Below are 19658 nucleotides of genomic sequence, written 5' to 3'. Positions count from 1 at the left end.
CGGTTGCGTCGCTCCGCCGCAATCCCTAGATTAAGGGCTCGATCGAACCGGAGTGACCCCGCCATGGACAACAGGCTGACCGCAACGCCCACCCGCCTTGCCGCCAGGAAAGCCCTTGTCCATGCCCTCGATCACCATCACCCATCTTCGCTGGTCCACCCCTGACGGCCGCGCCGTCTTCACCGACCTCGACCTCCAGTTCCAGCGCGAACGCATCGGCATCGTCGGGCGCAACGGCGTCGGCAAATCAACACTGCTGCGCCTGATCGCGGGCGAGATTTCCCCCGCCGCGGGCGGTATCGCCATCGAGGGCAACGTCGCGATGCTGCGCCAGACGGTGCAGGTCGGCGAAGACGAGACGATCGCCGACCTGTTCGGCGCGCGCGCGGCGCGCGCGCTCCTCCGCAAGGCCGAAGCGGGCGACGCCACGGCCGACGAGATCGCCGAGGCCGACTGGACGCTCGACGCGCGCATCGAGGAGGCGCTCGCGAAGACCCGCTTGCCGCTTTCGCCCGACACGCCGCTGGCCGCCTTGTCGGGCGGCCAGCGCACGCGCGCCGCGCTCACCGGGGCGATCTTCGCGGCACCCGATTTCCTGCTGCTCGACGAGCCGACCAACAATCTCGATCGCGATGGCCGCGCCGCGGTGCGCGACCTGCTCGCCGGATGGCGCGGCGGCGCGCTCGTCGTCAGTCACGACCGCGAGCTGCTCGAGGACATGGACGCGATCGTCGAGCTGACGACGCTCGGCGCCGCGCGCACCGGCGGCGGCTGGAGTGCGTATCGCGCGCGCAAGGAGGCCGAACAGGCGGCGGTCGAAGCCCGGCTCGCGAGCGCCGAAAAGGGCGTCGACCAGGCGCGGCGCCAGGCACAGGCGGCGAGCGAGCGGCAGGACCGGCGCGACGCGGGCGGGCGGCGGAAGGCGGCGCGCGGCGACCTGCCGAACATCCTGATCGGCGCCCGCAAGCGCCGCGCGGAGGAAAGCCGCGCCGCCGGCAGTCGCCTCGCCGATCGCCAGCGGGAAGCCGCCGAGACGCAGCTCGCGGAGGCGCGCCGCCGCGTCGAGATCGTCGACCCGCTCGCGGTCGCGCTGCCGTCGAGCAGCCTGCCCGCGTCGCGCACCGTGCTCGAATTCGTCGGCGTCACCGCGGGGCATGTTCGCGGCCGGCCGGTCATTCGCGACCTGTCGCTGACGATCACCGGCCCCGAACGCATCGCACTCGCCGGCCCCAACGGTTCGGGCAAGTCGACCCTGCTCGCGCTCGTCGCGGGGACGCTCGAACCGTGGGAAGGCAGCATCCGGACGCCGGTTCGCTTCGCCTTCTTCGACCAGCGCGTCTCGCTGCTCGACCCCGCCGGTTCGATCGCGGAGAATTTCGCGCGGCTCAATCCGGGGACGACGAACAACCAGTGCCGCGCCGCGCTCGCGCGCTTCGGCTTTCGCGCCGAGGCCGCCGACCGCGTCGCCGGCACGCTGAGCGGCGGCCAGATGCTGCGCGCGGGGCTCGCCTGCACGCTCGGCGCGCCGGCGCCGCCGCAATTGCTGATCCTCGACGAGCCGACCAACCATCTCGACCTCGACTCGCTATCCGCGGTCGAGGCCGGGCTCGCGGCCTATGACGGCGCGCTGCTCGTCGTCAGCCACGATGGAGCGTTTCTGGAGGCGATCGGCGTCACGCGGACGGTGGAACTCGGCTGATGCCCGGCGGGTGCGCCACGGCGCCGCTTGCGCGGCCCCGTGCATCCGCTAAAGACACCCGATGGATCAGATCGTCATTCGCGGCGGCCAGCGACTCAAGGGCCGTATCCCCATTTCCGGCGCCAAGAATGCCGCGCTCACCCTGCTGCCCTGCGCGCTGCTCACCGACGAGCCGCTGACCTTGCGCAACCTGCCGAGGCTCGCCGATGTCGACGGTTTCGGCCACCTTCTGAACCAGCTCGGCTGCTCGACGACGATCGAGGGATCGCGGCCCGAGGATTTCGGGCGGGTGATGACCGCGCGGACGACGACGCTGACCTCGACCGTCGCGCCCTATGACATCGTGCGCAAGATGCGCGCCTCGATCCTCGTCCTCGGCCCGCTGCTCGCGCGCGCGGGCGAAGCGACGGTCAGTCTCCCCGGCGGCTGCGCGATCGGCAACCGTCCGATCGACCTTCACCTGAAGGCATTGGAAGCCTTCGGCGCAGAGATCGAGCTCGCCTCGGGCTATGTGAAGGCCAGCGCGCCGGGTGGCGGTCGCCTGCCCGGCGGCAAGTTCACCTTTCCCGTCGTGTCGGTCGGCGCGACCGAGAATGCGCTGATGGCCGCGGTGCTCGCCAAGGGGACCTGCGTGCTCGAGAATGCGGCGCGCGAGCCCGAGATCGTCGACCTCTGCAACTGCCTCGTCGCGATGGGCGCGCAGATCGACGGCATCGGCACCGAGACGCTGACGATCGAGGGCGTCGACCGGCTGCATGGCGCGACCTATCGCGTGATGGCCGACCGCATCGAGGCGGGCAGCTACGCCTGCGCCGCGGTGATCACCGAAGGCGACGTCGAGCTGGTCGGCGCGAAGGCGGCCGAAATGGAAGCGACGCTCGCCGCGCTGCGCGAGGCGGGCGCGACGGTCGAGGAGACCAAGGCCGGCATCCGCGTCGCCATGGCGGGCCGCGCCCAGCCGGTCACGCTGTCGACCGCGCCCTACCCCGGCTTCGCGACCGACATGCAGGCGCAGTTCATGGCGATGGCGACGCTCGGCTCCGGCGCGTCGCTGTTCACCGAGACGATCTTCGAGAACCGTTACATGCACGTCCCCGAACTCGCGCGCATGGGCTGCGACATCGACGTGCGCGGCCGCAGCGCGGTGGTGCGCGGCGTCGACCGGCTGGTCGGCGCCCCGGTGATGGCGACCGACCTGCGCGCCTCGATGAGCCTGATCATCGCCGGCCTCGCCGCCGAAGGGCAGACCGAGGTCAACCGCGTCTATCACCTCGACCGCGGCTATGAGCGGCTGGAGGAAAAGCTGCAGGCGGTCGGCGCCGACATCGAGCGGATCAGCGCGGGCTAATCCTCGACGGGCTCCTCACAGGGCACCGATACCATATTGCCGCTGACCGAGGGCCGCGCCGGCCGCTTCGCGACAGCGATCACCAGCCCAACGATCGCGACCGCGCCGCCCGCGATCGACAGCAGCGACCAGCGATAACCTTCGAAGACGGTCGAAAATCCCATCGCGATGATCGGGATCAGCACGCTCGACCATGCCGCCTGCCCCGGCCCCACCGCGCGGATGATGTTGAAATAGAGCGGAAAGGTCACCGCGCTCGCGATGACGCCGAGATAGAACACGCCGCCCACATAAACGAAGCTCGTCTCGATCACCGGCGGCCCGGTGGTGATCCACGCGAAGATGCCGTCGGCGAGCGCGCCGAACAGCATCGCCCAGGCAATCATCACCGTCATCGACTGCGCGCGGGCGAGGGCCGTCCCCTGCATGACGTTGGCGGTCGAGGCGCTGAGCACGCCCGAAAGCGTAAAGGCGGTGCCCGCGATCACCGCCGCCGGGCCGAGCGCCGCGGCGCGATATTCGTGAACGATCATCATCGCGACCCCGGCGATCGCGATTCCGGCGCCGAGGAGGAAGCGCCCCTCGAGCGGTGTCTTCAGAAAGGCGCGGCCGAGCAGCGTGTTGGGCACGATCAGCAGCGCGAACAGCACCGCGACGAGGCCCGAGGTGATATGCTGTTCGGCGCGATAGACGAAATTGAAGTTGAAAGTGAATTGCGCGATGCCGAGCAGCGCCGCGAAGGCCATCGCGCGCGGATCGAGCCAGATCCGCTCACGGCGCAGCGCGGCGAAGGCGAACATCGCCAGCGCTGCGACCGTGAAGCGATAGGTCACCGACCAGCTCGGCGGCACCACGCCGAGCTGCCCGGTGATCACGATCCAGGTCGAACCCCAGATCAAGGTCACGAGCGCGAAGGGGATGAGGACGCGCGGGGTGAGCAGCGTCGGCTGTGCCCCGCTCATAGCGCCGCGATCGCCGCGGCGAGCGGCGCCACCGCGGCAGCATCCTGGTCCCAGCTGACGACGAGGCGCGCCGCGCCCTCGCCCCAATCGTAGAAATCATAGCCCGCGCCGCGCAGCCGCGCCGCCTCGTCGGCGGTCAGGCGGACGAACAGCTCGTTCGCCTCGACCGGATAGAGAAGCCGGTCGCCGCACGCTGCGGCGAGCGCCGCCGCGCCGGCGTTGGCCGCGCGCGCATTGGCGAGCCAGAGATCGTTCGTCAGCATCGCGCGGATCTGCGCCGCGACGAAGCGCCCCTTGCTGAGCAGGTGGCCGCCGCGCTTCTTGAGCTCGCGCACCCCCGCGCCGCCGCGGCCGCCGAAGAAGACCAGCGCCTCCGCCATCATCGCGCCATTCTTCGTAAACCCGAACGACAGCGCATCGACCCCGGCGCGCCACGTCACATCGGCGGGCGCGCAGCCGAGGAAGGCGACGGCGTTCGCGAACCGCGCCCCGTCCATGTGGAGCTTCATCCCCTCGGCGCGGGCGATCTCGCCGATCGCACCGATCTCGTCGGGGCGCCACGCGAGACCATATTCGGTCGCGTTGGTGATGCTGATCGCCGCCGGCTGGACCTGGTGCACGTCCTTGCGGATGCCCGCGATCCGCCGGCGGAGCGCATCCGCGTCGACCTTCGCGCCGCGCCCCGGCAGAAGCATCGGCTTGGCACCGCCCGAATAGAAGGTCGGAGCGCCGCATTCGTCGACCTCGATATGCGCTTCCTCGTGACAGAGGATGCCCTGCCACGGGCGCACGAAATGGGCGAGGATGATGCTGTTCGCGGCCGTCCCCGTCGGAATCCACACGACCTCGCAACTCGTCTCGAACAGCTCCGAAAAGGCGGCGTCGAGCGACTGGCTGAGCGCGTCGCCGTCATAGGCGGTGTCGACATGGTTCGCGGCGGCGATCGCCTCCATCACCGCGGGGTGGACGGCGGCGGCGTTGTCGGAAAAGAAGCGGGTCGCGGTCATGCCGCGCGCCTTAGCGCAGGTCGCGGCCCCATGCTAATGCTTCATGGAGGCGGGCTGTCGGAGGCATCGGTTTCGGTGGCCCCCGAGGCCGTGCCATGCGCCAGCCCCACGCCGCCCGCGAGCCCCATGCCGCCGGCCATGCCCATTCCGCCGCCTCCGCCGCCGCCCCGGCCACCGCCGCTGCCGCCCTCGCCGCCCTTCGCCCCGCCGCCCTTGCCGCCCGAGCTTGCCGGGCGCGTCGGCCCCTGAAGCGGGATCGCGGCGTCGGCGGGCACCGGGTCGAGATCGAGCGCCTTGCGGATGAAATCGCGCAGCGCCACGACGAGCGCATGGGTGTGCACCGGCCGCCCCTCGACCAATTCCTGCGCCGCGCGGCTCGCGAGACGCACCTGCTCCTCGGTGCCGAGCAGGATGATGTCGGACAGCGCCGCTTCGACCGCGTCGCGGATGCGCCGTGCCCGGTCGGATTCCTCGCCGCCGCCACGCGGCAGGTCGAGCACCGGTTCCGCGTCGGGGGTTTCCGCCTGCGCGGCGCGGCGCAGGTCGCGCAAATGCCGCGGATCGACCATCAGGTCGCCGGTGAACGACCCGCCCAGCGTCTTGTAGGCGGCGATCAGCGTCCGCAGCCGCTCGTTGATCTGGCGGTTCATCCGCTCGCGGCGCTGCTGGATGGTCTGCATGACCATCAGCCGGATGCCGACGCCGATCAGCGTGAACAGCGCGAGGCTTAGCAGCGTCGCACCGATGCTGTGCCACGAGGAGAAATCGAAGAGACGCACCGCCGCGACCACCTTCCCAGCCCGGGCGTCGGGCTCGGAGGTCTATCACCTCCCGGTGGCCGGGCAGCCTTGTCTTGCCGCCTTCGCGGCAGCGGCGCTACCCCAATCTTCGCAGGCGGCGGGGTCGCGTAAAGCGCGCGTCAGTCGAGGCCGTCGTCGGTGCCCGACAGGCGCCGGTAAATCCGGCCGCCGAGCGTTCGTGAACGCCGGACCATATAATGACCGGGCAGGATCACGCGCGTTCGCGCGCCATGCCGGCTCAGCATGGTGCCGATGCGGGGAAACATGATGGCGCAGGGCTGCCATTCATAGGCGGTAGGGTCTCCAGAAGCTTGAATCGTCATAGGAACCTCACAGCAATTTCCAGGCAGCCCCTCTCAGACGTGAACATTTTGTTTCCGAATTCTGGCGATTCGAATTCTTTAATTCCTCCCGATATTACCATTCTGGCAGCTTTTTGCACATGATCGTATCGCAAGCCGGCCCCGCTTCGGCGCGATCCGGCTCGCAGGACGCGACGAAGCGACACCCGCAAGGGGCGTCCCTTCGTCGCCGGATCGAAAGAAAGCGGAGCGAAATACGCCCCGCGAATTCTCAGCGGTCGCGTTTGGCGAGCAGCTTGAGGCGCAAGGCGTTGAGCTTGATGAAGCCCGCCGCGTCCTTCTGGTCATAGGCGCCGGCGTCGTCCTCGAAGGTGACGTGGCGTTCGCTGTACAGGCTGTGCGGCGACTTGCGGCCGACGACGCCGGCATTGCCCTTGTAGAGCTTCAAACGCACCGTGCCGCTGACCTTTTCCTGGCTGTGATCGATCGCCGCCTGCAGCATCTCGCGCTCGGGCGCGAACCAGAAGCCGTTGTAGATGAGCTCGGCATATTTCGGCATCAGCTCGTCTTTCAGGTGCGCCGCGCCGCGGTCGAGCGTGATGCTCTCGATGCCGCGATGGGCGCGCGCATAGATTTCGCCGCCCGGGGTCTCGTACATGCCGCGCGACTTCATGCCGACGAACCGGTTTTCGACGAGGTCGAGACGGCCGATGCCGTGCTTGCGGCCGAGGTCGTTGAGCGCCGCGAGCAAGGTCGCGGGCGACATCGCCTGGCCATTGAGCGCGACGCCGTCGCCGCGCTCGAAATCGATGGTGATATATTCGGGCGCGTCGGGCGCGTCCTCGGGGTTCACCGTGCGCGAATAGACGTAATCGGGGGTCTCTTCCCACGGGTCCTCGAGCACCTTGCCCTCCGACGAGGTGTGGAGGAGGTTGGCGTCGGTGCTGAACGGGCTTTCGCCGCGCTTGTCCTTGGGCACCGGAATCTGGTTCTTCTCGGCGAAGTCGATCAGCGCGGTGCGGCTGGTCAGATCCCATTCGCGCCACGGTGCGATGACCTTGATGTCGGGGTTCAGCGCATAGCAGGACAGCTCGAAGCGGACCTGGTCGTTGCCCTTGCCCGTCGCGCCGTGCGCGACCGCATCGGCGCCGGTTTCCTTCGCGATCTCGACCAGCCGCTTCGAGATCAGCGGGCGGGCGATCGACGTGCCGAGCAGATAATCGCCTTCGTATCGCGCATTGGCGCGCATCATCGGAAAGACGAAGTCGCGCACGAACTCCTCGCGCAGATCGTCGATATAGATGTGATTCGGTGCGATCCCCATCAGCTCGGCCTTGGCGCGCGCGGGCTCCAGCTCCTCGCCCTGCCCGAGGTCGGCGGTGAAGGTCACCACCTCGCAGCCATAGGTCACCTGCAGCCATTTCAGGATCACGCTGGTGTCGAGCCCCCCCGAATAGGCGAGAACGACGCGCTTGATGGACTCGGACATGGGGGCACCCTTGGCTGGAAACGACGCGGGCGCGCCTATCAGGCTCGCTCGCGCCGCGCAACGCAGGCTTTAGGAATCCTTCAAAACTCCATCAAGACGCGGGCGGCACCGCGATGGCAAATCCCGACCAACGACGGCATCGGGACGGGAAGGGTTTGATCATGGCATTAGGATGGACGCAGGCCGGCGCGGCTTCGCTGGCGTTGATTTTGGCCGGTTGCGGCGGCGGTAACAGCCAGGCGAGCGATGGCGCGGGGGCGAGCACCGATACCGCCGCAGCGGCTTCGAAGCCCGCGGCGCCGCTCGAAGACGCGCTGCTGATGCCGCCGTCGTGGATGCCATCCGACTGGGACCGCAACGTGACCTACGGCGCCGGCGAACCGGGTTCGGACGACAGCAAGAACAAACGCAGCGCGCGTCAGCAGATGCTGGCGACGGTCCCCTTCACCCTGTGGGCGGTGGCCAACGACACGCTGGTGACCGAGGCGTTTGAACCGATCTGGGTGTGGTACACCGCGATCCGGTCGTGCGATCGCGGCATCCAGATGAGCGACGATCTGGCCGGCGAGTTCGGCGACCGCGAACGCGGCAAGGCCGCGCTCACCCAGGCCCGCACCGAACTCAAGACCTGGGCCGCCAGCCAGCCGCGCGAACTGACGCTCTATTTCACCGCGCGACTGGGCCAGTGGAACGAAAGCACCGGCGCCTTTCCGTTGCAGCAGCCGGGACGAGCCACGTCCTTCAAGCCCAAGGCGATCAAGGCGATCGATGACTTTCACGATGGCGCCACGGTCCAATTGCGAACCTCGTCGACCGGAGAGAATGCGATCACCTATTTTCAGGCGTCGTTGGTCGCACCGCAATGTCCGAACAGGGACAAGTCGCGCATCTATAAATTCGAAAAAATGTCGCAATGGTGGGTCTATTTCGGCGATGTCGATACCGGCGTTGCCGGACTGGTCGACTTTAAGGCACCGGCGCTTTTACCCCCCATCACCATGTCGCGCGAAGCCGCCGCCGCCTTTTCCCAGCGCAACAGCCAGCGCGAGGTCGAGGTTGCCGTGACCTTTGTCCCGGCGGGGTCGAGTTTTCTGAAACTCAGCGACCAGTCGGCGATCCGGGCCAATTACAAACAGGTGACCATCACCGACGCGCTGAACGACACGGTGCTGGCGTCGAAGGCCTACTGAAAATCGCCGAAACGGGCTATGGTGGGCGCGAGGGAGCGTTTGTGGCCAAAGCCCAGACAAGACCCGGGCGACCGGGTCCGGTCGCCGATTTCATCGCCGGACACCATGTGCCGCGCCGGATTCTCGCCCCGCAAGGCGGACATCACACCCTGCCCGACCCCGCAAGCGAAGCGCCCGCAAACCAGGCTTCCAGCCGCGCGCAGGCCTCCTGCGCCATGTCGGTGCTCACCGCATAGCTGAAGCGGATGAAGCGCGCGCCGCGCTCGGGATCGAAATCGAGCCCCGGCGCAGTGGCGACGCCGGTGTCCTCGAGCAGCCGCTTGCACAGGTCCAGGCTGTCGTCGGTCAGATGGGCGATCGACGCATAGATATAGAAAGCGCCATCCGACGGAGCGATGTCGGTGATGCCAAGCCTGCCGAGACATTCGATCAGCAGTTCGCGGTTGCGGCGATACATGGCGACACGCGCGTCGAGTTCGTCCTCGCAATCGAAGGCGGCCAGCGCCGCCTCCTGACTGAGCACGGGCGGTGACAGGAACAGATTGCCGAGCCGCGCGCGGGCTTCGGCGACCAGATCGGGCGGACAGACGATCCAGCCCAACCGCCAGCCCGGCATGCCGTAATATTTGGAGAAGCTGTTGATGACGAAGGCATCGGGGTCATATTGCAGCATGCTGTGGGTCTCGGCGCCATAGCTCAGCCGGTGATAGATTTCGTCGGAGACGATGCGGACGCCGCGCTCGCGGCAGGCATCGGCGAGGTCCGCGAGTTCGGCGGGCGGGATGATCGTTCCGGTGGGATTGGCGGGGCTGGCGACGATCAGGCCGTCGGGCGCGGGATCGGCCTCCCGGATATGGCGCGCGTGAATCTGAAAACGGTCGGTCGCTCCGCATTCGACCTCCACCGGGATCATCTGCAACGCGCGCAGCGAATTGCGATAGGCGACATAGCCGGGCCGCGCGGTCATCACGCGGCTACCCGCCGCGAAGCCGGTCAGCAGCGCCAGGACGAGCGCGGGCGAGGCGCCGCAGGTCAGCAAAATCCGCTGCGGATCGAGGTCGACGCCGTAATCGTCGGCATAATGGCGCGCGATGCGCTGGCGCAGCGGCACGCTTTCCCAGTAGCCCATGTCGGGCTCACCCAGCGCGACCCGCGCCGCCGCGACGGCGCCGGCCGGCGCCCCGTCCGATGGCTGGCCGAACTCCATATGGATCACCGACCGGCCCTCGGCGCGCAATTTGCGCGCGAGGTGGCTGATCTCGATGGCCCGGAACGGTGCGATACCCTGCGACAGGGGCGAATGGGTCATGATGCAATCCCGCGATATCAACGGACAGGGACGGCACTGCCCCCCGCAGGCGCATAGCCCTTTGCCCGCGAAGATTCCAACCGCGCGTTTCGCGCCGTAATGCCGCCCTGTTTCAGACCCTCTCGCGATAGTCGCGCTCGGCCTCGCCGATATAGTCGCGCGTCAGCGGCAGCGCGTGGCGGCTGCGCGCGAACTGGATCTGGTAATTGCCCATCCCGCCGCTTTCGAACGCCGAGGTCGCCCCGGCGAGGTAGAAGGTCCACATGCGGAAGAAGCGCATCCCCATCATCTGGACGATCTCGGCCTCGTGCGCGAGGGTGCGGGCGTACCATTGGCGCAGGGTCAGCGCATAATGGAGGCGCAGCGTCTCGACATCGGTGACGATCAGCCGGCTCTTCTCGCTCGCCGCCAGCGTTTCGCTGAGCGCCGGGATATAGCCGCCGGGGAAGATATATTTGCGGGTGAAGGCGTCGGTCGCCCCCGGCTTGCCGAAGCGGCCGATGGTGTGGAGCAGCATCACGCCGTCCGCGGTCATCAGATTGGCGGCGGCGCGGAAGAAGGTCTCGAAATTGCGCGCGCCGACATGTTCGAACATGCCCACCGACACGATGCGGTCGAAGCGCCCCGCGTCGCGCGCCGCGAGGTCGCGATAGTCGATCAGCTCGAAGGTCACCCGATCGGCGACCCCCGCCGCGGCGGCGCGTTCCTTCGCGAGCGCGAGCTGTTCCTCCGACAGCGTGATTCCCAGCACCTCGACCTCGGCGAGCTTCGCCAGCGTGATCGCCATGCCGCCCCAGCCGCAGCCGATGTCGAGGATGCGCTGCCCCGGCGCGAGCGCGAGCTTCGCCGCGATATGCGCCTTCTTCGCCGCCTGCGCCTCCTCGAGCGTCATGTCCGCGCGCGGCCAATAGGCGCAGCTATATTGCATGTCGCTGTCGAGAAAGAGGCGGTAGAGGTCGTTGCCGATATCGTAGTGATGCGCGACATTGGCGCGCGAGCGGCTCCGCCGGTTGATCGAATTGATCCGCGTCTTCAGCCAGTCGACCGTCTCGCCCGCCGCCGTCTTGTCCTTGAGCTTCGCGCCGCGGTCCCACGGCGTGTTGGCGCGGATCAGCGTGATCAGTTCCATGATGTCGCCGCGCTCGATCCGCATCTCGCCGTCCATGAAGGCTTCGGCCGCCCCGAGCCGCGGGTCGAGGATGATCCGGCGCATGCCCTTGCGGCTGGTGAAGCGGATCGTCACCTCGGGGAAAGCGGGCGTAGGGGTACCGAAATGCTCCTCGCCGCCGTCGGGATCGATGACGGTGAGCCGGCCCTGGCGAACGATGCGCGAGAGAAAAGGGCGGAGAATGGACATGGGGAGCGACCTCCTTATTCTTATTCAGATCCCCGCATACCATTCATAGTCCACGCGATCCTCCCAGTAACCCCCCTTTCCCGCACCGATGCCGTCGAGGCTCGCGACCGCCTCGATCGCACTCAGATATTTGGCGTGCTTGTAGCCCAGCTGCCGCTCGATCCGGAGGCGCAGCGGCGCGCCGTTGGCGATCGGCAGCAGCTGCCGGTTGAGCGCCCAGGCGAGGATCGTCTGCGGATGCAGCGCGTCGACGAGATCGCAGCTTTCGTAATAATCAGCGTCGCCGATCCGGTCGGCGCAGCGGAAGACGATATAGCGCGCGCTGTCCTTCAGCCCCGCCGCGGCGAGCACGCGGCTCAGTTGCACCCCCGTCCATTCGCCGATCGCGCTCCACCCCTCGACGCAGTCGTGACGGGTGATCTGGCTGCGCTGCGGCATCGCGCGAATATCGGCCATCGACAGCGACAGGGGCCGCGCGACGAGCCCCGTCACCGCGACGCGCCAGTCGGCGAAACCGCGTGCGGCATGCGCGGCATAGGCTTCGCCTTCGGGCAGCCGCGTGCCGTTGGGGCGAAAGACGGGCGACAGGTCGGCGCGGGTGAATTCGCGCGCGAGCGCGTCGCGATCGGTCAGCGCGCGCTGGCTCGCGCGGTGCATCTCCTCGCCCATCGACAATATCTTGCGCACCGCGGGCGCCTCGTTGATCGCGTCGCAGCCCGACAGGAGCGGCAGCGCGCCCGCCGCGGCGACGAGGCCGCCCGCGCGCGCGATCAGCTGCCGCCGCGGCAGGACGATCCCGCTCATGCCCGCTCTCCCTTCGCGGGCGGCAGGCGGAACCAGCCGGTGATCATCGAGCGCACTTCGTTGACCGGCCCCGCGAGCAGCACCATCGCGATATGGACGAGGAAGAAGGCGACCAGCGCCCAGGCGGCGATGAAGTGGATCGAGCGCGCCGACTGCCGCCCGCCGAACAGGTCGATCAGCCACGGCGCCGTCGCGTTGAACCCCGGCGACATGGCGAGGCCGGTGAAGATCATCAGCGGCAGAACCACGAAGATCACCCCGATATAGGAGAGCTTCTGCAGGATATTGTAGCGCGCCGCCGCTTCGCCCGCCGGGAATCGCAGCCGCGCATGGTCCTTGATGTCGCGCCAGATATGGCGCGGCGCCCATTCGCCGCGCCGGACGTGCAGATCCTTCGCCAGATGCCCGCCGAACGCGGTCCACAGCATATAGAGTGTCAGCGCGATCGCGAGCAGCCAGGCGAAGCTCAGGTGCCAGCGCCGCCCGTCGGCGAGGCTGTAGCGGGTGGGGATCGTCGCCCAGCTGGGGAAGGCCCAGCGCTGCGTGGCCCCTTCGCCGTCGGTCCAGCGCCCGAGCACGCCCGTCGTGTCGACCTTCCACGACCCGACGCGCAGATAGCCGGCGTCGCGCGTCGACCCGATCTCGAGCCAGGCACGGTCGTGGTTCGCGCCATATTGCCCCCAATAAAGGCGCGGGTGCGCGTTGAAGATCATCAGCCCGCTCATCAGCAGGACGAGCAGCGTCAGCGCGTTCAGCCAGTGCCAGAGGCGCGTCGGGAGCCGGTGGCGATAGACGCGCACCGGCGGCATCGCGGGAGGAAGATCGGTCATCGTTTCCAGTGCACCTTTTAAGCCCCTCTCCTTCAGGGGAGGGGCAACGCAGACTTGGCAGCTTGCTGCCTAGTCGGAGTGGGGTGGGGTCTATCGGCCTTGCGCAAGGCCGATAGACCCCACCCCAACCCCTCCCCTGAAGGGGAGGGGCGAAAGGGGTTCGGTGCCCGGCGCCGTCCGGTTACGCCGCGAGCTCCGCGGCATATTCCTCGCGATACTGCTTGCGCAGCGTCACCTTGTCGATCTTTTCGGTGCCGAGCTTGGGCAGTGCGCCGGCGCTCAGCCAGATCTTGCTCGGCACCTTGTAGGGCGCGAGCCGCTCGGCCAGATATTCGGCGAGCATCGCGGCGTCGGCCTTGCTGCCCGGCGCCATCCACACGACCGCGCCGACGACCTCGCCCAGCCGCTCGTCAGGCAGGCCGAAAACCGCGCATTCCTGGGCATCGGGATGCTCGTAGATCGCCGCCTCGACCTCCTGGCAGCTGATATTCTCGCCGCCGCGGATGATGATGTCCTTCTTTCGGTCGACGATGAACAGATAGCCGTCCTCGTCGAGATAGCCGAGGTCGCCGGTGCGGAAATAGCCATTGTCGAAAAAGGCCGCCTTCGTCGCTTCGGGATTGTTCCAATAGCCTTCGAAATTGGCGATCGAACGGATGCACGCCTCGCCGACCTGGCCCTGCGGCAGCGCATTGCCGTTGTCGTCGAGGATCGCGAGATCGACGAGCGGCTTCGATGCCGGGCCCGTCGACAGCGGTTTTTCGAGATAATTCTCGTTGAGGTTGCCGCAGCCGACGGCGTTGGTCTCGGTCAGGCCATAGCCGAGCAGCGGCTTGCCCTCACCCATTTCGGTGGCGAGGCGCTTCACATGCTCGGGCGGGCGCGGCGCGCCGCCGCCCGCATAGCTTTTGCACGTCGACAGGTCGTATTTCGACCGGTTGGGGTGGACGAGAATCTCGTAGCTCATCAGCGGCACGCCGACGAAATAATTGACCTGCTCGTCCTGGATCAGCCGCATCGCTTCCTCGGCGTTCCATTTGGGCATGAGCACGAGTTTGCGCCCCAGCGCGAAGCTCTGCAGGAACACCGGAATCTCGGCGGTGACGTGGAAGAGCGGGGTGCAGATCAGCGTCGCGGGCTGGATGTCCGACATCTGCCCGTCCTCGGTCAGCAGATGGACGATGCTCGCGGTCTGCGCGATATAGTTGAAAATCCCCTGCACCACCGCCTGATGGCGCGAATAAGCGCCCTTCGACTGGCCGGTCGAGCCCGAGGTGAAGAGGATGGTGGCGAGATCGTCGGGGCCGAGCTGCGGCAGTTCGGTCGCCGCGCTGCCGCCCGCCGCGGTGATCGGCGCGATCGCCTCGTCGATCGGGCGCGTGATGTCGAGCGCGATCACCTTCGCGCCATGTTCGGCGCAGGCGAGCCGCTCGGCGCGTTGCGGGTCGGCGATGACGAGCTTCGTTTCGCTGTCCTCGATCCCCGCGGCCAGTTCGGCGCCCTGCCACCAGCCGTTGAGCAGGGTCGCGCAGCCCCCCGCCATCAGCGCGCCCAGATAGGCGACGCACCAGGCGTTGGCGTTGCGCATCGCGATGCCGACGCGGTCGCCGCGCTTCACCCCATGGCCCTCGACCAGCCCCGCCGCGACCTTGCGCGCCGCGGCATAGACCTCGGCAAAACTCAGGCGCTCATTGCCTTCGACGAGGAAGGTCGCATCGCCGTGCTGCGCACAAAAATAGGCGACATAATCGACGATGTTCGACGGCGCGTTGGTGATGAAGGGCAGTTCGCGGCCATGGCGTTCGATGGTCCCGACCTGGATCGGTCCCCCAAGACCGGTGATCAGATTATAGGCGGCTTCCAGGCGCAAATCGAGCGCGGATGGCATCGGATATCTCTCCTCTTGGTCTCGCAGCACTTACCCCTTATGGGGAAGGCCTCTCCTGGGGAAGGGCCGAGACTTTTATGACATTTTCTGCGCTCCTAGCGGAAGCAACGCAATATGTGAACTTTCACGATTTGATGGGCGATAACAGCGAAATCGCCTTCAGCGTCTTTGGCCTGCCCATTCGCTGGTACGCGCTCGCCTATCTCGCCGGTATCTTCGTCGGCTATTGGTATCTGCTCAAGCTGATCGCGCAACCGGGCGCCCCGATGGCGCGCCGCCACGCCGACGACATGATCTTCTACGCCATGCTCGGCATCATCGTCGGCGGGCGCATCGGCTATGTCCTCTTCTACAACCTCGGCAATTATCTGCGGCACCCGATCGAGATCTTCAAGCTGTGGGACGGCGGCATGTCGCTCCACGGCGGCGTCGCGGGGGTGCTGATCGCCATCTGGTATGTGACGCGCAAGGAAAAGCTCAGCTTTCTGCGCTTCTGCGACTATATCGCCTGCGTCGTTCCCTTCGGCCTCTTCTTCGGCCGCCTCGCCAATTTCGTGAACGGCGAACTGTGGGGCCGACCGACCACTGTGCCCTGGGCGATCATCTTCCCCGACAGCGGCACGATGGACCCGCGCCACCCGAGCCAGCTCTACGAGGCGGGGCTGGAGGGCATTGTGATGTTCCTGGTCCTCGCCTTCCTCTTCTGGCGCACCGACGCGCGCTACAAGCCCGGTTTCCTGTTCGGCATGGCGGCGATCCTCTATGGCCTCAGCCGCTTCGGCCTCGAATTCGTGCGCGAGCCCGACATTCAGCTCGGCACGCTGTCGTGGGGGCTGACGATGGGCCAGACGCTGACCGTGCCGATGCTCGCCGCGGGCGTGTGGCTCGTCGCCACCGCCAAGGGGCGCCGCCAGCGCATCGAACCGATTGCGGGGACCGACAGCATTGCCTGACGGCCCACCGACGCCCGCTCATCTCATGCTTCAGATCGCCAGCGCGCGCGCCATGACGGTTGCCGACTATATGGCCGCCGCCAACGCGCATTATTATGCGACGCGCGATCCGCTCGGCGCTGCGGGCGACTTCACCACCGCGCCCGAAATCAGCCAGATGTTCGGCGAGATGGTCGGCATCTGGATCGCCGACCTCTGGCTGCGCGCCGGCAAGCCCGCCTTCCGCTATGTCGAGCTCGGCCCCGGCCGCGGCACGCTCGCCGCCGATGCGCTGCGCGCGATGGCGCGCTTCGGCTGTGCGCCGCAGGGCGTCCATCTGGTCGAGACCAGCCCGGCATTACGCGTGGCGCAGACGGCGCGGCTGCCCGCCGCGGTGCATCATGACGACATCACCAGCCTGCCCGACGATGTCGCCGCGATCATCGTCGCCAACGAATTTTTCGACGCGCTGCCGATCCACCAATATGTCTGCACCGCCGACGGCTGGCGCGAACGCGTCGTCGTGCGCGACCATGGCGCACTGGTGCCGAGGGCGGGCAGCGTTCCCGCCGACGAGGCGGTACCCCCGGCGCTGCGCCACCATGGCGAAGGCACGATCGTCGAGACGGCGCCCGCCGCCGCCGCGATCATGCAGAGCTGCGCCTTCCGCCTCGCGCACCGCGGCGGCGCGATGCTGACCATCGACTATGGCTATAGCGGCCCCGCCGCGGGCGACACGCTGCAGGCGGTCAAGGATCACCGCTTCGCCGACCCGTTCGCGCGGCCGGGCGAGGTCGATCTGACCGCGCACGTCGATTTCGCGGCGCTCGCCTTCGCGGCGCGCGGAGCGGGGGCGCTGGTCGCCGGGCCGGTCGGCCAGGGCGAATGGCTGCGGCGGCTCGGCATCGACGCGCGGATGGAGGCGCTCACCGGGGCATCGCCGGGCCGGGCCGAGGAACTCGCCGGCCAGCGCGACCGGCTGGTCCAGCCGCAGGCGATGGGCGAGCTGTTCCGGGCGATGGCGATCCACGCGTCGGGCTGGCCCTTGCCCGAAGGGTTTCCGGATCTGGGAGGTGCCGCATGACCGCGATCATTCCGGCGGACGTCTCGGACGCCGAGGCGCTCTCCGCCTTTGCCGAGGGCTCGTTCCGGCACACCTTCGGCCACATCTACGACCCCGCCGATCTCGCGGCCTTTCTGGCGGGATGGAACCCGCCCGATCGCATCCGCGCGCAGATCGCCGATCCCGACTGGACGATCGCGCTGGTACGCGGCGGCGACGGCGCGATCCTCGGTTTCATCAAACTCGGCCCGATCGACTTCGACCTGCCCGAAGGCCAGCCCGCCGCCGGCGCGACCGAACTCCACCAGCTTTATGTCGGCGAGGCCGCCAAGGGCAGCGGGGTCGCCGCGGCACTGATCGAATGGGGCATCGCCTGGGCGCGCGAGCGCGCGTCGATCCTTTATCTCTCGGTCTTTACCGAAAACGACCGCGCGCAGGCCTTCTATCGCCGCTATGGTTTCGTCGACGTCGGCCGCAACGCCTTTCGCGTCGGCAATCATGTCGACGAGGACCGTATCTGGAGGCTCGACCTGTGAGCGCGCCCTTCACCACCGCCGCGCCGCTCGCCGACGTCCCGCACGGCTTTTTCGGGCGGCGCGGCGGCGTGTCGACGGGCGAACTCGCCTCTCTGAACTGCGGCCTCGGCTCGGGCGACGACCCGGCGCGGATCGCCGAGAACCGCCACCGCGTCGCCGGCGCCGTGCTGCCCGGCGCGGCGCTCGCGGGCGTCTATCAGGTGCACGGGCGTCGCTGCGTCACCGTCGACGCCGCAACCGACCTCGCCGCACGTCCCGAGGCCGATGCGCTGGCGACCCGCACCCCCGGCATCCTGCTCGGCATCCTCACCGCCGACTGCGTGCCGATCCTCTTCGCCGACCGCGAAGCCGGGGTGGTCGGCGCGGCGCACGCGGGGTGGAAGGGCGCCATCGCCGGGGTCGGCGAAGCGACCCTCGACGCGATGGAGAGCCTCGGCGCGCGCCGCGAAGCGATCGCCGCCGCGATCGGCCCGTGCATCGGCCGCGCCTCCTACGAGGTCGACGAGGCCTTCGTCGGCCGCTTCCTTGCCGACGATCCCGCCAACGAGCATTTCTTCGCCGCCGGCCGTCCCGGCCATGCGATGTTCGACATCGCCGCCTATGTCGCCGCGCGCCTCGCGGCGGCGGGGGTCGGCACGGTCGCGATCGGCGGGCAGGATACCTGCGCCGAAGAGGCCGATTATTTCAGCTACCGCCGCGCCTGCCTGCGCGGCGAGAACGGTTATGGCCGGCAATTGTCCGTGATCGGCGTGAAACAGCCGACCTGATATCCGTCACCCCGGACTTGATCCTGCATGACGAAAAGATGGGAAGGGAGGATCAGCGAATGAAAGCCATGGCGATACCGCGCAAACGGCTGGTCTCGATCATCGGCGGATCGGCGGGCAATCTCGTCGAATGGTACGACTGGTTCGCCTATGCCGCCTTCGCCATCTATTTCGCGCCGGTCTTCTTCCCCAAGGCTGATCCGACCGCGCAGCTTCTGAGCACCGCCACGATCTTCGCCGTCGGTTTCGTCATGCGGCCGATCGGCGCGTGGATGATGGGCCGCTTCGCCGACGCGCGCGGGCGCAAGGCGGGGCTGACGCTGTCGGTGGCGCTGATGTTCGGCGGCTCGCTGCTGATCGCGGTCGCGCCCACCTATGCGCAGGCCGGCCTCGCCGGCCCCGCGGTGCTGATCGCCGCGCGCGTCCTGCAGGGCCTGTCGCTCGGCGGCGAATATGGCGCCAGCGCGACCTATCTCTCCGAAATGGCGCCGCGCGCGCATCGGGGCTTCTGGGCCAGTTTTCAGTATCTGACGCTGATCGGCGGCCAGCTCTGCGCGATCTTCGTGGCGATCATCCTGCAGGCCTTCCTGACCGAGGCCGAGCTGACCGCCTGGGGCTGGCGCATCCCCTTCGTGATCGGCGCGCTGCTCGCGCTCGGCGTCTATGTGCTGCGCCGCAATCTCGCCGAAACCCCCTCGTTCGAGAATCAGGCGGCCGACCGGCCGGCGTCGACCGCGAAGCGGCTGTGGCGCGAGCATCGGCGCGAAAGCATCCTCGTCGGCCTCCTGTCGGCGGGCGGCGGGATCGGCGCCTATACCTACATCACCTATATGCAGAAATTCCTGTTCAACAGCGTCGGTTTCGACAAGGAAACCGCGACCTGGATCATCGCCGCGGCGCTGCTGTGGTTCGCGGCGATGCAGCCCGTCTTCGGCGCGCTCGCCGACCGCTTCGGACGGAGGCCGATGCTGCTGCTGTTCGGCATCGGTGGCGCGATCGTCGCGGCGCCGACCTTCTTCGCGCTCGAACGGGTGAGCTCGCCCATCGCGGCGACGCTGCTGATCCTCGTGCCCCTGACGCTGCAAAGCGGCTACACCGCGAACAATGCGCTGGTGAAGGCCGAGTTGTTCCCCGCGCATATCCGCGGCCTCGGCGTCGCGCTGCCCTATGCGATCGGCAACGCGATCTTCGGCGGCACGGTCGAGATGGTCGCGCTCTGGCTGAAGGGCCAGGGCGTCGAATGGATGTTCTATTTCTATGTCGCGCTGGTCATCGGGCTGGCGGGCGTCGCGACCTTGCTGCTGCCCGAAACCCGCGAGCGGAGCCTTATCGTCGAGGACTGAGTTATCGCAGGGTGACCGGCGATCAAAAGCGC

At 68.0% G+C, this 19658-nt stretch carries 18 protein-coding genes; 8 read left to right on the top strand and 10 right to left on the bottom strand.

Annotation, left to right across the window (positions count from 1 at the left end; translation table 11 throughout):
- Window positions 1-121 precede the first annotated feature (121 nt).
- Both CD928_RS10930 and murA read left to right on the top strand, forming a co-directional pair.
- A complete protein-coding gene (locus tag CD928_RS10930) occupies window positions 122-1699 on the top strand; it encodes an ABC-F family ATP-binding cassette domain-containing protein (protein ID WP_095387081.1) in 1578 nt (525 codons plus the stop codon).
- Between the two features lie 61 nt (window positions 1700-1760).
- Entirely contained in the window at window positions 1761-3047 is a 1287-nt protein-coding gene (gene murA / locus CD928_RS10925) for a UDP-N-acetylglucosamine 1-carboxyvinyltransferase (RefSeq protein WP_095387080.1), read from the top strand.
- Here the strand turns inward: murA and CD928_RS10920 are convergent.
- The 5 genes from CD928_RS10920 to CD928_RS10900 all read right to left on the bottom strand — a co-directional run bounded on the left by CD928_RS10920 (window position 3044) and on the right by CD928_RS10900 (window position 7607).
- Entirely contained in the window at window positions 3044-4009 is a 966-nt protein-coding gene (locus CD928_RS10920) for a DMT family transporter (RefSeq protein ID WP_095387079.1), read from the bottom strand. The two genes, murA and CD928_RS10920, sit on opposite strands and share 4 nt — an antisense overlap.
- Window positions 4006-5016 (bottom strand): low specificity L-threonine aldolase, encoded by a 1011-nt coding sequence (locus tag CD928_RS10915; RefSeq protein ID WP_095387078.1) that lies wholly within the window; start codon window positions 5014-5016, stop codon window positions 4006-4008. Before CD928_RS10915 ends, CD928_RS10920 begins: the two co-directional genes overlap by 4 nt.
- 41 nt (window positions 5017-5057) lie before the next feature.
- Window positions 5058-5795 carry a hypothetical protein gene (locus tag CD928_RS23390; RefSeq protein WP_095387397.1) on the bottom strand — a complete coding sequence of 246 codons (738 nt, stop codon included), beginning with the start codon at window positions 5793-5795 and terminating at the stop codon, window positions 5058-5060.
- A gap of 140 nt (window positions 5796-5935) precedes the next feature.
- A complete protein-coding gene (locus tag CD928_RS10905) occupies window positions 5936-6139 on the bottom strand; it encodes a hypothetical protein (RefSeq protein WP_095387077.1) in 204 nt (67 codons plus the stop codon).
- Between the two features lie 250 nt (window positions 6140-6389).
- Window positions 6390-7607, bottom strand: a complete 1218-nt coding sequence (locus tag CD928_RS10900; RefSeq protein ID WP_095387076.1) for an argininosuccinate synthase — start codon at window positions 7605-7607, stop codon at window positions 6390-6392.
- A gap of 161 nt (window positions 7608-7768) precedes the next feature.
- Between CD928_RS10900 and CD928_RS10895 the strand changes: the two genes are divergently transcribed.
- Window positions 7769-8797, top strand: a complete 1029-nt coding sequence (locus tag CD928_RS10895) for a hypothetical protein (protein ID WP_095387075.1) — start codon at window positions 7769-7771, stop codon at window positions 8795-8797.
- A gap of 142 nt (window positions 8798-8939) precedes the next feature.
- Here CD928_RS10895 and CD928_RS10890 read toward each other — a convergent pair whose 3' ends face one another.
- From CD928_RS10890 to CD928_RS10870, 5 genes are all read right to left on the bottom strand, one after another.
- Window positions 8940-10091 carry a pyridoxal phosphate-dependent aminotransferase gene (locus tag CD928_RS10890; protein WP_095387396.1) on the bottom strand — a complete coding sequence of 384 codons (1152 nt, stop codon included), beginning with the start codon at window positions 10089-10091 and terminating at the stop codon, window positions 8940-8942.
- A gap of 127 nt (window positions 10092-10218) precedes the next feature.
- Window positions 10219-11463: a cyclopropane-fatty-acyl-phospholipid synthase family protein gene (locus tag CD928_RS10885; RefSeq protein ID WP_095387074.1), complete on the bottom strand. Its 1245-nt coding sequence runs from the start codon at window positions 11461-11463 to the stop codon at window positions 10219-10221.
- A gap of 24 nt (window positions 11464-11487) precedes the next feature.
- A complete protein-coding gene (locus CD928_RS10880) occupies window positions 11488-12267 on the bottom strand; it encodes a molybdopterin-binding protein (RefSeq protein ID WP_095387073.1) in 780 nt (259 codons plus the stop codon).
- Window positions 12264-13097: a cytochrome b/b6 domain-containing protein gene (locus CD928_RS10875; protein ID WP_095387072.1), complete on the bottom strand. Its 834-nt coding sequence runs from the start codon at window positions 13095-13097 to the stop codon at window positions 12264-12266. The genes CD928_RS10880 and CD928_RS10875 overlap by 4 nt, the downstream gene beginning before the upstream one ends.
- A 181-nt stretch (window positions 13098-13278) precedes the next feature.
- Entirely contained in the window at window positions 13279-14985 is a 1707-nt protein-coding gene (locus CD928_RS10870) for a class I adenylate-forming enzyme family protein (RefSeq protein ID WP_095387071.1), read from the bottom strand.
- A gap of 134 nt (window positions 14986-15119) precedes the next feature.
- Between CD928_RS10870 and lgt the strand changes: the two genes are divergently transcribed.
- The 5 genes from lgt (at window position 15120) to CD928_RS10845 (ending at window position 19626) form a co-directional block, all read left to right on the top strand.
- Window positions 15120-15938, top strand: coding sequence for a prolipoprotein diacylglyceryl transferase (gene lgt / locus CD928_RS10865; protein WP_255247147.1), 819 nt, complete (start codon window positions 15120-15122; stop codon window positions 15936-15938).
- 52 nt (window positions 15939-15990) lie between these two features.
- Window positions 15991-17001 (top strand): class I SAM-dependent methyltransferase, encoded by a 1011-nt coding sequence (locus CD928_RS10860; protein WP_255247114.1) that lies wholly within the window; start codon window positions 15991-15993, stop codon window positions 16999-17001.
- Window positions 16998-17516, top strand: a complete 519-nt coding sequence (locus CD928_RS10855) for a GNAT family N-acetyltransferase (RefSeq protein WP_095387068.1) — start codon at window positions 16998-17000, stop codon at window positions 17514-17516. The genes CD928_RS10860 and CD928_RS10855 overlap by 4 nt, the downstream gene beginning before the upstream one ends.
- Window positions 17513-18283: a peptidoglycan editing factor PgeF gene (gene pgeF / locus CD928_RS10850; protein ID WP_095387067.1), complete on the top strand. Its 771-nt coding sequence runs from the start codon at window positions 17513-17515 to the stop codon at window positions 18281-18283. Before CD928_RS10855 ends, pgeF begins: the two co-directional genes overlap by 4 nt.
- 68 nt (window positions 18284-18351) lie before the next feature.
- Window positions 18352-19626, top strand: coding sequence for an MFS transporter (locus CD928_RS10845; RefSeq protein ID WP_095387395.1), 1275 nt, complete (start codon window positions 18352-18354; stop codon window positions 19624-19626).
- Window positions 19627-19658 lie beyond the last annotated feature (32 nt).

Source organism: Sphingopyxis sp. GW247-27LB (genome assembly GCF_002277025.1).
Lineage (GTDB): Bacteria > Pseudomonadota > Alphaproteobacteria > Sphingomonadales > Sphingomonadaceae > Sphingopyxis.
The sequence above is the reverse complement of the archived record's forward strand: the minus strand, read 5'-3'. Positions and strand labels throughout refer to the sequence as shown.

Excerpts from the sequence above, each read along its gene's own strand:
- CD928_RS10930 (WP_095387081.1), top strand. The coding sequence starts at position 122 with ATGCCCTCGATCACCATCACCCATCTTCGCTGGTCCACCCCTGACGGC.
- murA (WP_095387080.1), top strand. The coding sequence starts at position 1,761 with ATGGATCAGATCGTCATTCGCGGCGGCCAGCGACTCAAGGGCCGTATC.
- CD928_RS10920 (WP_095387079.1), bottom strand. The coding sequence starts at position 4,009 with ATGAGCGGGGCACAGCCGACGCTGCTCACCCCGCGCGTCCTCATCCCC.
- CD928_RS10915 (WP_095387078.1), bottom strand. The coding sequence starts at position 5,016 with ATGACCGCGACCCGCTTCTTTTCCGACAACGCCGCCGCCGTCCACCCC.
- CD928_RS10905 (WP_095387077.1), bottom strand. The coding sequence starts at position 6,139 with ATGACGATTCAAGCTTCTGGAGACCCTACCGCCTATGAATGGCAGCCC.
- CD928_RS10900 (WP_095387076.1), bottom strand. The coding sequence starts at position 7,607 with ATGTCCGAGTCCATCAAGCGCGTCGTTCTCGCCTATTCGGGGGGGCTC.
- CD928_RS10895 (WP_095387075.1), top strand. The coding sequence starts at position 7,769 with ATGGCATTAGGATGGACGCAGGCCGGCGCGGCTTCGCTGGCGTTGATT.
- CD928_RS10885 (WP_095387074.1), bottom strand. The coding sequence starts at position 11,463 with ATGTCCATTCTCCGCCCTTTTCTCTCGCGCATCGTTCGCCAGGGCCGG.
- CD928_RS10880 (WP_095387073.1), bottom strand. The coding sequence starts at position 12,267 with ATGAGCGGGATCGTCCTGCCGCGGCGGCAGCTGATCGCGCGCGCGGGC.
- CD928_RS10875 (WP_095387072.1), bottom strand. The coding sequence starts at position 13,097 with ATGACCGATCTTCCTCCCGCGATGCCGCCGGTGCGCGTCTATCGCCAC.
- CD928_RS10870 (WP_095387071.1), bottom strand. The coding sequence starts at position 14,985 with ATGCCATCCGCGCTCGATTTGCGCCTGGAAGCCGCCTATAATCTGATC.
- lgt (WP_255247147.1), top strand. The coding sequence starts at position 15,120 with ATGGGCGATAACAGCGAAATCGCCTTCAGCGTCTTTGGCCTGCCCATT.
- CD928_RS10860 (WP_255247114.1), top strand. The coding sequence starts at position 15,991 with ATGACGGTTGCCGACTATATGGCCGCCGCCAACGCGCATTATTATGCG.
- CD928_RS10855 (WP_095387068.1), top strand. The coding sequence starts at position 16,998 with ATGACCGCGATCATTCCGGCGGACGTCTCGGACGCCGAGGCGCTCTCC.
- CD928_RS10845 (WP_095387395.1), top strand. The coding sequence starts at position 18,352 with ATGGCGATACCGCGCAAACGGCTGGTCTCGATCATCGGCGGATCGGCG.